Origin of the sequence: Moorella naiadis (nom. illeg.), from assembly GCF_051020825.1 — a bacterium.
Classification (GTDB): domain Bacteria; phylum Bacillota; class DSM-521; order Neomoorellales; family Neomoorellaceae; genus Neomoorella; species Neomoorella naiadis.
Genome location: NZ_JAXGFQ010000010.1, coordinates 64980 through 77971, shown reverse-complemented (window position 1 = coordinate 77971; position 12992 = coordinate 64980). Strand labels below are relative to the sequence as shown.

Here is a 12992-nt window from a genome sequence, read left to right as displayed (position 1 = left end):
AGCCTGCTATGTTACAGGATTATAAAGGCCGCCTGGAAGAATTAGACCGGCGGCTGCAAGAACTGAGGGTTTCCCTTTGACCTGGAAGCCGCTAATGACGAGGTAGAGCGCCTGGAAAAGGAGATGCTCACCCCGGGTTTCTGGGAAGATCGGGCCAGGGCCGAGGCCGTCGGGAAACGCCTCACCTATCTCAAGGAAAAGCTGGCCCACTACCGGGAACTGGAGCAGGCTTGCAGCGACGTCCAGGAGCTGTGGCAGCTCGCCCTGGCGGAAGAGGATACCTCCCTGGAAGGGGAGATCGCGCGGGAGCTGGCGGTCGTCGAGGGTAAAGTTGAGGGGCAACTGCTGGCTACCATCTTAAACGGGCCCTACGACCGCCACAATGCCATCCTTTCCCTGCACCCCGGTGCCGGGGGTACGGAATCCCAGGACTGGGCCGCCATGTTACTGCGCATGTATAACCGCTGGTGTGAAAACCGCGGTTACCAGGTGGAACTCCTGGACTACCTGGAAGGCGAGGAGGCAGGGCTCAAAAGCGCCACCATCCTGGTCAAGGGTGAGAATGCCTATGGTTACCTCCAGGCTGAGAAAGGGGTCCACCGCCTGGTGCGTATCTCCCCCTTTGACGCCGCCGGCCGGCGCCATACCTCCTTTGCCTCGGTGGACGTCATCCCCGAGGTGGAGGCTGACGAGGAAGTAGACATTAACCCGGATGAATTAAAGATCGATACCTTCCGCTCTCAGGGGGCCGGGGGGCAGCACGTCAACAAGACGGACTCGGCGGTGCGAATTACCCACCTGCCGACGGGTATTGTCGTCAGCTGCCAGAACGAGCGCTCCCAGCACGCCAACCGCTTGGCCGCCATGAAGATCCTCCAGGCCCGGCTGGCGGCTTTAAAACGCCAGGAGCAGGAGGCTGAACTGGCCCAGATCCGGGGCGAACAGCGGGAGATAGCCTGGGGCAGCCAGATCCGCTCCTATGTCTTTCACCCTTACACCCTGGTCAAGGATCACCGGACCGGGGTGGAGACGGGTAATATCCAGGCCGTTATGGACGGCCAGCTCGACCCCTTTATCCAGGCCTATTTACACCTGCAGCAGAAGGGTGAATAAGGTACTTTAAAGCCCGGCCAACGGCCGGGCTTTAATCTTGACATTCAACCGGGTCTGGTATAGGATGGAATAAAGCCTTTTTGGTCTTTTGGGTATACCGGCAGCTTAATTGGGGATTACTAAATTAAACCCGAACAGGGAAGGAGAGGATCGCCTTGATTAACGCCCGTGCCCATCTTGAGCTGGCCAAAAAGTATGTCACGGAAAAAGTCCTCCAGGAAGCCTTCAACTACATGGAAAAAAACCCGGAGGAGAATTTCCCCCGCCTCCTCAACGCGGCCCGGTTGCTGGCCAGGGAGGAAGTCCACAAACGGCAGATCGCCAAAGTGCTGGAGGCGTACCGCACCAACCCCAGCATCCATACTTATGTGAACCGCCTCTTCCGGATGCACCCCAATGTCAAACAGCGCCTGATTTATAACTGGTTCGTCAACGCCATGCTCCTGGGGATCCCGCGCCAGCATCAGGTTTCCCAGGAAACCGGGGTGCATATACCCAACTTCTTTCTCCTGGATCCCACCAGTGACTGCAACCTGCGTTGCCACGGCTGCTGGGCCGGAGAATACGCCCACCATGACACCCTGGAGCTGGACCTGGTAGACCGCCTTTGCCGTGAGGCTAAAGAGGTCGGTATCTACTGGCTGGCCATGTCCGGGGGTGAGCCCTTCCGCTGGCCCCACCTTTTTGAACTGGCCGAGCGTCATCCGGATATGGCTTTTATGCTCTACACCAACGGCACCCTGATTGATGACGCTGTAGCCGACCGCCTGCTGGAGGTAGGGAATATTACACCGGCTATCAGCCTGGAGGGCTGGCGGGAGCGCACCGACGCCCGCCGGGGCCGGGGCGTCTTTGACCGGGTAATGGCGGCCATGGACCGCCTGCGGGAGCGGGGCCTGGTCTTCGGGGTTTCCATTACCATCACCCGGGAAAACGCCGCCGAGATCACCAGCGATGCCTTCATTGATTTCCTGGTGGAGAAGGGTGCCGTCTACGGTTGGAGCTTCCATTATATACCCATCGGTCGGGAGCCCAATCCGGAACTGATGGTTACCCCCGAGCAGCGGGCCTACCTGGCCGGGCGCATCCCTTATATCCGTAACCATAAGGGCCTGCAGATTGCCGACTTCTGGAACGATGGTGAGCTGACTCTGGGTTGCATCGCCGGCGGCCGCCGCTACTTCCACATAACCGCCAGCGGGGCAGTAGAGCCCTGTGCTTTTATCCATTTCTCGCTGGATAACATTAAGGAAAAGAGCCTGATGGAGGTCCTCCAGTCGCCCCTCTTCCGGGCCTACCAGCGGCGCCAGCCCTTCAGTGAGAACCTGCTGCGGCCCTGTCCCCTTATCGACGTTCCCGCCGGCCTGCGGCAGATTGTGGCTGAGACCGGGGCCCGGCCTACCCACCCGGGGGCGGAAACAGCCCTGGGCGGTGCCATCGGCGCCTATCTGGACGCCAATGCTGAGCGCTGGGGCCGGCTGGCCGACAAAATATGGCAGGAACGCCACCCGGCACCGGAAAAGGAATTGACAGCAGGAAAGTAAGGGTATATGCTGAAGGTATCACCTAGGGGGAGAGGGAGGCTTATGCTCACCGGGCGGCGGCGCCAATTTCTGGATAAAATTAAAAAACTCTACCAGGAAACGGAGGCTCCCGTCCACTATATTACCGTAGCCGAAGGGCTCAAGGTTAGCAAGTGGACAGCCTACGACGTGTTACTAGAACTGGAAAAAGAGGGTTTCCTGGAACGACAGTATATAGTTAACAGTAATGAGAAATCCCCGGGACGCTCGATGATTATGTTTGTGCCGGCGCCGGTAGCAGCCGACGCTGGGGGTAAAGGGGGCGGCACTGCCACCCTGAGCCTGGATTGGCAGCAAGCCCGGGCCAGGTTGCTGGAAACCTTGAGCAACCTGTTACCCCGGGAGGCAGGACGGGTGGCCGGGGAGCTGCTCCAGGAAATGCGGGAGAAAACCCACCCGGTGATCACCAGTGCTTACACCCTGACCATCCTGCTGGTCTACCTGAAATCCCTGGGAGAACGAGCCCTGCAGGTGGTGCGCCATGCCCTGCAGAAAGCCCCCCGCCCGGAAGCCGGCCTCTTCCTGGCCACCGGCACGGGCCTGGGCCTGGCAGTCAATATGCTCCCCCAGAACCCCCTGGCCGGGCAGCTGGCCGGTTATTTAAGCCGCCTGCAGGAGCAGATTGGTAAATTGACCGGTAGGGAGCATAAACTCCTCCTTGATTTTTTACACGAAGCCCTGGAACGGGCCATCTAAAGATATTCTTAAGCCCGGTGCTACCTGAAAGCCCGGGCTTTTTTACCAGGGAGGGCCGGTGGATGTCCCTGCGGCGCCGTTATATCCATTTTAATCGTTACCGCCAGGTGGTTAATGTTCTGGCCCGCTACGGTTTTGGTTACTTCCTCGATCAGGTCGGGTTGGGCAACCTGATCCTGCGGCGAACGCGAGAAGACGCCCCCCTGTCCCTGGGCCAGCGCCTGCGTCTGGCCCTGGAGGAATTGGGCCCTACCTTTATCAAACTAGGCCAGCTTTTGAGCACCCGGCCTGATTTGCTGCCGGCGGATATCGTCGCCGAACTGGCCCACCTCCAGGACCGGGTGCCCCCCTTCCCCTTCCCCCAGGTGCGCCAGGCAGTAGAGGAAGAATTGGGCCAGCCCCTGGAGGAGCTCTTTACTACCTTTACGCCCGAACCCCTGGCTGTGGCCTCCATCGGCCAGGTCCACCAGGCGACCCTGCCCGGCGGCAGCCAGGTAATCGTCAAGGTCCAGCGGCCCGGCATCGCCAAACAAATCCGGATCGACCTGGAGATCCTCTTCGATCTGGCCCGCCTGGCCCAGCGCCATACCCCTTACGGCCAGATCTATGATTTCAATCAGATGGCAACCGAGTTCGCCTGGGCTATGACGGCCGAGCTAGATTACACCCAGGAGGGCCGCAACGCCGACCGCTTCCGGGAGAATTTCGCCACCGATGCCAGCGTCTATTTCCCTGCTGTTTACTGGGATTATACCACCGAACGGGTCCTGACCCAGGAGTATGTCGCAGCTGTAAAGCTCAACGACCTGGCGGAGATCGACCGCCGGGGTTATAACCGCCGCCGGATAGCCACCCACCTGGCCCGGGCCGTTTACCGGCAGGTGCTGGTAGACGGTTTTTTCCACGGTGACCCCCACCCGGGCAACCTGGCCGTTTTGCCCGGGGAGGTCATTGTCTTTATGGACTTCGGCCTGGTTGGCACCCTGGGGGAGGAGATGCAGGCAAAGTTCGTCACCCTGATGCTGGCCATTATCCGGCGGCGCAGCCAGGACGTCCTGCGGGCCATCACGGCTATGGGCGTGGTGCCCGCCGAAGCGGATCGGGGAGCCCTGCGGCGGGAGATTGAGGACCTGCGGGATAAATACTACCACCTCTCCTTCCGCCAGATCAGCCTGGGCCAGGCCATTGAGGAGCTTCTCCAGCTGGCCTTCAGGTATCACCTGCACCTGCCCCCGGAGCTGACCCTCCTGGGGAAGACCATGCTCACCCTAGAGGGCCTGGTCCGGGAGCTGGACCCGGAGCTCGAACTGGCCGAACTGGCCGAACCCTACGGCCGGGAGTTGTTGCGGCGCCGCTTCAGCGCCCGCTCCCTGGGGCGGGAGCTGGTGGAAAACCTGACCTTCGGCTGGGAAACCCTGCAAAGCCTGCCCCGGCAACTCCGGCACCTCCTGGACGTGGCGGAAAGGGGCGAGCTGACCCTGCGGGTTGAACCGTTGAAACTACGGGGTCTAATCCGTCAGCTTGACCGGATCAGCAACAAGCTGACCATGAGCGTGGTCCTGCTGGCCTTCAGCATCATCATGGCCAGCCTGATTATCAGCACGGCCCTGGGAGCGCCGGCCAACAGCCTCTTCTTTCGCCTGCCGACCCTGGAGATCGGTTTTGGCGCCGCCGGCCTCATGCTTTTATGGTTGCTGGTGACCATCTGGCGAGGTGACCGTGATTAAATAACCATCCCGGCCACCGGGGACCGCCCCTTGAATAAACTTTCCGGTCCAGGCGAAGAATGAGGATTAAAGCGGGGGATGTAAATGCCTTACCGGATAACCAATGCCTGTATCGCCTGTGGCGACTGCACGGTGGTTTGCCCACAAAAGGTTATTATTGAGGATGGGGCGACGTATAACACCTTGGGGGATATTAATTCCACCACGGATGTCGTCCGGGACGGCGCCATGGACGAACCGCCGGAAAAGCTGGCGGCCTTCTACCGCATTACGGCCGGGTGCAATAAATGCGGTCGCTGCCGGGAGGTCTGCCCGGCGGGGGCTATTGTTTGGGAAGACTAGCTGCTGCCCCTCACCAGCGACCTTATGGCAGGGTGGGCTAAAAAATAGGACCGGGGATACCGTCATAGGCAGGAAAAAAACTTTTCCTGTCGAAAAGGAACATAGTTCCAGGGGGTAGGTGTGGTGCAGCGAAAGGCATGGGCGGACTACCTGGGGATTACTGCCGGTACCCTGATGACTGCCCTGGGGCTGGTTCTTTTCCTGGTACCCAACAGGATCGCCGCCGGTGGCGTCAGCGGCCTGGCTACGGTTCTACATTACTTGCTGGGCTGGCCGGTCGGCTTGACCATGCTGGCCCTGAACATACCCCTCTTCCTGGCCGGACTCAAAGTCCTGGGCCTGGAGTTTGGTTTTAAAACCCTCTATGGGACAATTATTCTCTCCCTCCTTACCGATACCCTGGCCCTTTGGCTGCATGCGCCTACCAGCAACACCCTGCTGGCCTCCCTTTATGGTGGTCTTTTAAGCGGGGTGGGTATGGGGATTGTTTTTCGCTCCGGGGGCAGCACCGGGGGTACTGACCTGGCGGCCCTCCTCTTCCGGCACTACCTGCATATCAGCGCCGGGGTAGGTTTATTACTGGTCGACGCCCTGGTAATCACCCTGGCTGGCCTGGCCTTTAACGTGGAACTGGCCCTCTATGCCCTGGTGGCCCTTTTTCTTACCAGCCGCGCCATTGACGCCATCCAGGAGGGTGGAGGCTACGCCCGGGCGGCCGTGATAATTTCTGATAAGGCAGAAGAGATCGCCCGGCAGGTGCTGCGGGAGCTGGACCGCGGGGTCACGGGGTTGGCTGGCCGCGGCCTGTATACTCGCCAGGAACGGGAAGTGCTGCTGGTGGTGGTCCAGCGGGCCGAGGTCAGCCGCCTGAAGAACCTGGTGGCGGCCCTCGACCCGGGTGCCTTTGTCATCGTCAGCAATGTCCACGAAGTCCTGGGCGAGGGCTTCCGCCGCTGGCGGGCGGAGGGCTAGCAGAAGGGCTGGCGGGTACAGGCGGAAGGCGACTTGGTTCGAGGCGGAAGCAAACTCAGCGCAGCCGTAACGAGGCGGCGGTGAACGGGATGGGGATCGTAACGTAGCTTCAGGAATGGGGAGTAGCACGCCCGAGCCACCCCCGCCGCCGAACAAGGCTGAGCGCTAAGTTTGCTCGCTGCGAACCACTGAAGCCTGTACCGCCAGCCCCGTAGCGGTCACTGTAAGTTACGTCCATTTTTGGCAGAATCCTATTTTCGAAGGAGGCTTGTAACCCTTGCCCAACGATTATCAAAAGCTAGCCGCTACAGCGCAGCGGATCCGCCGGCACATCATCAGCATGATAGGAGCGGCGGGTTCCGGCCACCCCGGCGGTTCCCTGTCGGCGGCCGATATCATGACCGCCCTTTACTTTAAAGTCATGCGCCTGGATCCCTCCCGGCCAGACTGGACGGAACGGGATCGCTTCGTCCTCTCCAAGGGCCATGCCGCCCCGGTCTTATACGCTACCCTGGCCGAGCGAGGTTTCTTCCCGGTAGATAAATTGACCACCCTACGCCACCTGGGCAGCCCCCTGCAGGGCCACCCGGACCGCAAATCCCTACCCGGAGTTGAGGTTTCCACCGGTTCCCTGGGCCACGGCCTGGCGGTGGCCAACGGTATGGCCCTGGCCGGGCGGTTGGACGGCCGGGATTACCGGGTTTACGTTCTGATGGGCGATGGCGAACTGGAAGAGGGCATGGTCTGGGAAGGGGCCATGGCCGCCGCCCATTACCACCTGGACAACCTGACGGCCATTGTCGACCATAATCACTTGCAGATTGACGGCCGGGTGGAGGAGGTCATGTCCCCGGAACCGGTGGCTGCTAAATTCCAGGCCTTCGGCTGGGAGGTCCTGGCCATTGACGGCCACGACTGCGGCCAGATCCTGAAGGCCCTGGAACGGGCCCGGGAGACTAAGGGCCGGCCTACGGTTATTATCGCGGAAACCATCAAGGGCAAGGGCGTCTCCTTTATGGAGAACCAGGCCGCCTGGCACGGCAAAGCCCCTAAGCCGGAAGAAGTAGAGGAAGCCCTGGCCGAGCTGGCCTGACGGTCGCTAAGATGAGGGGATGATACCCGCCGCTGGCAGTGGCCGGCAACAAGGGAATGTCCCGGAACCGCGAAGGAACGGGCCGGGCGAACAGGCGGCCCCTTCAGGGGCCATACCGACAGCAGCAGACTATTTTCGGGGGAGATATATATGACCAAGATCGCGACGAGGGAAGCCTATGGCCGGGCACTGGTAGAACTGGGCCGGGAGAACAGCCAGGTAGTAGTCCTAGACGCCGACCTGTCCAAGTCTACCATGACCCGCTACTTCGCCGAGGAATTCCCCGAGCGCTTTTTCAATATGGGTATCGCCGAGCAGAGCCTCATGGGCACGGCCGCCGGACTGGCTTTGAGCGGTAAGGTTCCTTTTGCCAGTACCTTTGCCGTCTTTGCCACCGGCCGCGCCTATGACCAGGTACGTAACGGCATCGCTTATCCGAAAGTCAACGTTAAAATCGCCGCCACCCATGCCGGCCTCACCGTCGGCGAAGACGGCGCCTCCCACCAGGCCGTCGAGGATGTAGCCCTCATGCGCGCCGTACCCAATATGACGGTTATCGTGCCGGCCGACGGAGAAGAGACCAGGCAGGCCGTCTTCGCAGCCGCCACCTACCAGGGGCCGGTGTATATCCGCCTGGGCCGGCCGGCCGTACCGGTTATTTACGGCGAGGACTACCAGTTCCAGATCGGCCGCGCCCACACCCTGCGCCAGGGTAAGGACGCTGCTATCATTGCCTGCGGCATTATGGTCGCTAAAGCCCTGGAGGCGGCCAGGGAGCTGGCTAGCGCCGATCTGGAGGTTATGGTTATCGACATGAGTACCATCAAGCCCCTGGACCGGGAAGCGGTCCTGGCTGCCGCAGCCACCGGAGCTGTGGTGACAGCCGAGGAACACACGATCATCGGCGGCCTGGGCAGCGCCGTAGCTGAGGTACTGGCGACGGAGAAACCCGTCCCCCTGGCCATGGTGGGCATCCGCGACACCTTCGGCGAGTCCGGCAAGCCCGACGAACTGCTGGAGAAATACGGCCTGACGGCACGGGATATCGTGGCGGCAGTGAAAAGGTTGACGAAATAAATGTTTAAGTACGAGATAATTATTCATTAGAGCGAGGAGGATCAAAGATATATAGCTGAGGTTCCTGAATTGCCAGGTTGTATGGCCGATGGCGAAACCTACGAAGAAGCTGTTAGAAATGCGCAGATAGTTATATCCGAATGGATAGAAACGGCCAAAAGCCTGGGGCGCAGAATACCGGAGCCCAGGGGAAGATTAATGTATGCCTGAGGCTGCAGACAAATTATAACAAAAAGCAAAAACCAAAAAGGAATCCTGCTATTTATGTCGAAACAACCCTAGAGGTTGTTTTTTTCTTTGCCCTTGTGGAGGTACGTGGCAGATGAGTTTAATCCAATTTTTTAATGTTACCAAACAGTATCCGCCCAATATAACAGCCCTCGATGATCTCAGCGTTAAGATAGATAAAGGCGAGTTTGTTTTTCTGGTAGGTCCCAGCGGCGCCGGCAAAACAACCTTCATCCGGCTCCTTTTCCGGGAAGAGACACCCAGTAAAGGCCAGATTATCATTGGCGGTCGTAGTGTTGCCCGTTTAAAAAGAAATGAAATTCCCCTTTTAAGACGTAATATAGGCATTGTCTTTCAGGATTTTCGCCTCCTGCCGGAACGGACAGTCTTTGAAAATGTGGCCTTTGCCCTGCGGGTAGTGGAAATGCACCCGCGGGAGATCAAGCCCCGGGTGGAAAAGGCCCTGGAACGGGTAGGTCTGACCGCCAGGGCGCGGCTGTTCCCCCACCAGCTCTCCGGTGGCGAGCAGCAGCGGACGGCCATTGCCCGGGCCATTGTCAACAACCCGCGGATTCTGGTGGCTGATGAGCCCACCGGCAACCTGGATCCGGCTATCTCCAGGGAGATCATGAAACTCCTGGAGGAGATTAACCACATGGGAACCACGGTCATTATGGCCACCCATGCCTGGGATATCGTCAATAGCCTGCGGAAACGGGTTATCGCCCTGGAACAGGGTCGGCTGGTCAGGGACGACCGGGAGGGGGCCTACGGTTATGAAGCTTAGGACGACAGGCTATTTCTTCCGCCAGGCGGCCCTCTCCCTGTGGCGCAACTTTTGGATGAGCCTGGCGGCCACGGCCAGTGTGGCTATCTCTATGTTCCTCCTGGGAGCCTTTGTCCTCCTGGTTTTCAACGTGAATTACATCGCCGCCAACCTCCAATCCAATGTAGAGATCGCCGCTTTCCTTCAGGTCGATGCCCCCCGGGAGGTGGCCCTGCATATCCAGGACCAGGTACGTTCTTTGCCCGGCGTGAGCCAGGTGACCCTGGTACCAAAGGAAGAGGGGCTCAAGCAGTTAAGCGAGCAGTTCGGCAGCGAGCAGGACCTGCTGGCGGCTACCGGCGGTGTTAATCCCCTTCCCGATTACCTGCGGGTCCGGGTGGCTGATCCCCAGGGCATTCAGGACATAGCCCAGTCTATCAAGTCCATACCTGGAGTGGAGAAAGTAAACTACGGCCAGGAGACGGTAGAACGCCTCTTCGCCGTGGTGCGCTGGCTGCGCTGGCTGGGAGCGGCCGTTATCCTCATGCTGGGCCTGGGCGCCCTTTCCCTGATTGTCCTGACCATCCGCCTGGCGGTCTACTCCCGGCGCCGGGAGATTAACATCATGAAGTATGTGGGCGCTACCGACTGGTTTATCCGCTGGCCCTTTTTCCTGGAGGGCCTATGGTTGGGATTAGCCGGCTCGGGTATTGCCGCCCTGGCGGTTTATCTAGGGTATCGCCTGGTCTTAAATATGATGGGACCGGCCATGGTTTTTATACCCCTCATCCATGATCAGGGGTTGTTAATCCGAAGCGCCCTGAGCCTGGTTGCCGGCGGTTCCCTGGTGGGGGCCCTGGGCAGCCTCCTCTCCATCAGGCGCTTCCTGAAGGTATGACTTTTAGCGGTTTCATTTGATTTCATTTGAAAGGAGGTGACAGCCCTTGCACCGAAGAGTTATAACTATCGTTTTACTCCTGGCCTTCGCCCTGAGTATCGTACCGGCCTATGGCGCCAGTCTGGGTGAACTGCAAAAGCAACAACAGCAGGTCCAGCAGAATATGGCCGATCAGCAAAAACTCCTGCAGCAAAAAAACGATGAGGGCGCGGCCTTAATGCAGCAGCTGCAGCAAATTGAGCAGGAGATCCAGCAGAAGCAGGCCCAGATAGCCGTCCTGGACCAGCAACTGGCTGCCGCTCAAGGGCGGGTCCAGCAAGCTACCGTTGACCTGCAACAGGCCGAAGCCGCCCAGGCCAAAAGGATGGAGATCCTGCGGGCCAGGCTGAAAGACATTTACCAGGTGGGACAGGTGAACTACCTGGAGGTCCTCCTCCAATCCACCAGCCTGGAGGATTTTTTGGTTCGCATGGAGCTCCTGGCTAAAATCGCCCGGGGTGATATTAACCTTATAAACGAGATTAAGGCGGAACGGGATAAAATCGCCGCCCGTAAGTCCGAACTGGAGGCCGAACGCAACCGGATCGCGGAGCTACGGCGCCAGGCCGACGGTGAGCGGGTGCAACTGGCCTCCCGCCAGGCCAGCCAGCGCCAGCTCCTGGCCCAGGTAGAGCAGGAGAAAAAGCGAGTGGCCGCCGCCCTGGACGAGATGGAAGCCACAGCCCGGCAGATAGCCGCCAAGATCCGGGCCGAACAGGCTAAGAGCAACCGCAAGCTGGCACCTGAAGGCGTCCGGGGGATGCTCTGGCCCTTGCCCGGGTACACCAGCATCTCTTCCCCCTTTGGCTGGCGGATCCATCCTCTGCTGAAAACCAGGCGCTTTCATGATGGCATTGACATCCCGGCTCCTACAGGGACGGAGATCGTTGCCGTGTTAGACGGGCAGGTTATATCAACAGGTTATATAGGGGGTTATGGTAACCATATCATCATCGATCACGGCGGTGGCTTATCTACCTTGTACGGGCACCTGTCGGCCATCTTGGTCGACAATGGTCAGGAAGTGAAGAAAGGCCAGGTAATCGGTCGCGTGGGATCAACGGGTTGGAGTACAGGCCCCCATCTACACTTTGGGGTTTTGCTCCAGGGCGAGCCAACTAATCCCATGAATTATTACTAATCCCTGCAGCCGGTACATATAATTGGGTATGGGTTGCGGGAATGCTACAGAATGTAGGCGGTGGTTGGTTTGCCAAGGATCTGGCGGCAGGTCGGCCGCGGGTTGCTGGCCCTGTGCGTGGTCGTCACCCTGGCCCTGGGGGTGGGGGTGGCCACCCACTTCCAGGTAGTTGAACAGGGCCTCAAGACATACAGCCTGCTGCGCTTTCAGGCTTTACAACCTGTCAGCACGGACAGGCTGTTGACGGGGGCCATCAAGGGCATGGTCGAGTCCCTTGATGACCCTTATTCTACTTACCTGGATGCCGAAACCTATCGTAAGCTGCAGGAGAGCGTCACCGGTAGCTACGGCGGTGTCGGCCTGCTCATTACCCTGGATGAGAAGGACCGGCGGCTGGTAGTCGTCTCGCCCTTTAAGGGTACGCCAGCCCAGCGAGCCGGAGTTAAAAGCGGCGATTATATCACGGCCATTGACGGCCGTGATACTGCCGGCATGGATCTGGAGACTGCTTCCAACCTGATGCAGGGCCAGCCAGGGACGAAGGTCGAGTTAAGTATCCTTTCCACCGGGGCCACTGCCCCTCGGAAAGTATCCCTAACCCGGGAAGTAATTAAGGTACCTACGGTAGATGGCAAGATGCTCCCCGGCCATCCGGGCGTCGGCTACATCAGCCTGACCATGTTCAATGAACAAACCGGGGCCGACCTGGGCCGGGAGTTAGCGGACTTGCGTAGCCAGGGGATGCAGAAGCTGGTCCTGGACCTGCGTAACAATCCGGGCGGCGCCCTGCCGGCGGCCGTCGACGTGGCCAGTTATTTTGTGGCCAAAGGGCCCATCGTTTACATCGCTGACCAGAAGACCTCGGAACCCTTAATGGCCCGGGGTTACGCCCAGCCCCTGCCCCTGGTGGTCCTGGTGAATAAAGGCAGCGCCAGTGCGGCGGAGATTGTGGCCGGGGCCATCAAGGATACCAAGAGCGGCAACCTGGTAGGGGAAACGACCTTCGGCAAGGGCATCGTCCAGACCATCTTCCCCCTGCCCGGCAATGCGGCGGTGAAGATTACCACCCACAAGTACCTGACACCGGGCAAGCACGATATCAATAAAAAAGGCATTACGCCCAATTATGTCGTTACCATGGACCCCCAGCTGGAGCAGCAGGTCCTCACCCACGCCCCGGACCTGGAGCGGGATGTCCAGCTGCAGAAGGCGCTGGAGGTGCTGGGGAAATAGAGCGATGCGGTAATTTGTTTTGTCGCGGCCAGAGGTGTTAAACCTTACTTTATGACTTATTTATGACTTAAATGTTCATAAAGC

At 59.4% G+C, this 12992-nt stretch carries 12 protein-coding genes and 1 pseudogene; all 13 read left to right on the top strand.

Annotated features, from left to right (window positions below):
• Positions 1-8 precede the first annotated feature (8 nt).
• The 13 genes and pseudogenes from prfB to SDD30_RS08420 all read left to right on the top strand — a co-directional run bounded on the left by prfB (position 9) and on the right by SDD30_RS08420 (position 12908).
• Positions 9-1113, top strand: a protein-coding gene (prfB, locus tag SDD30_RS08480; RefSeq protein ID WP_434074488.1) for a peptide chain release factor 2 whose coding sequence is annotated in 2 segments (ribosomal slippage) — positions 9-77 and positions 79-1113 — 1104 coding nt in all. Because the reading frame shifts where the segments join, the coding sequence is not laid out codon by codon here.
• A gap of 155 nt (positions 1114-1268) precedes the next feature.
• Complete coding sequence (locus SDD30_RS08475) at positions 1269-2657, top strand: radical SAM protein (protein WP_434074487.1); 1389 nt, start codon at positions 1269-1271, stop codon at positions 2655-2657.
• Positions 2658-2699: 42 nt separating this feature from the next.
• Complete coding sequence (locus SDD30_RS08470; RefSeq protein ID WP_434074486.1) at positions 2700-3392, top strand: hypothetical protein; 693 nt, start codon at positions 2700-2702, stop codon at positions 3390-3392.
• A 62-nt stretch (positions 3393-3454) separates the two neighbouring features.
• On the top strand, positions 3455-5119 hold the full coding sequence (locus tag SDD30_RS08465) for an ABC1 kinase family protein (RefSeq protein ID WP_434074485.1): 1665 nt from the start codon (positions 3455-3457) through the stop codon (positions 5117-5119).
• Between the two features lie 84 nt (positions 5120-5203).
• Positions 5204-5461, top strand: a complete 258-nt coding sequence (locus SDD30_RS08460) for a 4Fe-4S dicluster domain-containing protein (protein WP_434074484.1) — start codon at positions 5204-5206, stop codon at positions 5459-5461.
• 123 nt (positions 5462-5584) lie between these two features.
• Positions 5585-6433, top strand: coding sequence for a YitT family protein (locus SDD30_RS08455; protein ID WP_434074483.1), 849 nt, complete (start codon positions 5585-5587; stop codon positions 6431-6433).
• A 277-nt stretch (positions 6434-6710) separates the two neighbouring features.
• Positions 6711-7526 (top strand): transketolase, encoded by an 816-nt coding sequence (locus tag SDD30_RS08450; protein ID WP_434074482.1) that lies wholly within the window; start codon positions 6711-6713, stop codon positions 7524-7526.
• Between the two features lie 150 nt (positions 7527-7676).
• Positions 7677-8603, top strand: a complete 927-nt coding sequence (locus tag SDD30_RS08445) for a transketolase family protein (RefSeq protein WP_434074481.1) — start codon at positions 7677-7679, stop codon at positions 8601-8603.
• Positions 8604-8813, top strand: a pseudogene (locus SDD30_RS08440) (type II toxin-antitoxin system HicB family antitoxin).
• 112 nt (positions 8814-8925) lie between these two features.
• Positions 8926-9618 carry a cell division ATP-binding protein FtsE gene (gene ftsE, locus SDD30_RS08435; protein ID WP_434074480.1) on the top strand — a complete coding sequence of 231 codons (693 nt, stop codon included), beginning with the start codon at positions 8926-8928 and terminating at the stop codon, positions 9616-9618.
• On the top strand, positions 9608-10495 hold the full coding sequence (ftsX, locus tag SDD30_RS08430) for a permease-like cell division protein FtsX (protein WP_434074479.1): 888 nt from the start codon (positions 9608-9610) through the stop codon (positions 10493-10495). The genes ftsE and ftsX overlap by 11 nt, the downstream gene beginning before the upstream one ends.
• A gap of 46 nt (positions 10496-10541) precedes the next feature.
• The gene (locus SDD30_RS08425; RefSeq protein ID WP_434074478.1) at positions 10542-11675 is read left to right on the top strand and encodes a murein hydrolase activator EnvC family protein; all 1134 of its coding nucleotides are present in this window, start codon (positions 10542-10544) and stop codon (positions 11673-11675) included.
• Between the two features lie 69 nt (positions 11676-11744).
• Positions 11745-12908: a S41 family peptidase gene (locus SDD30_RS08420; RefSeq protein ID WP_434074477.1), complete on the top strand. Its 1164-nt coding sequence runs from the start codon at positions 11745-11747 to the stop codon at positions 12906-12908.
• Positions 12909-12992 lie beyond the last annotated feature (84 nt).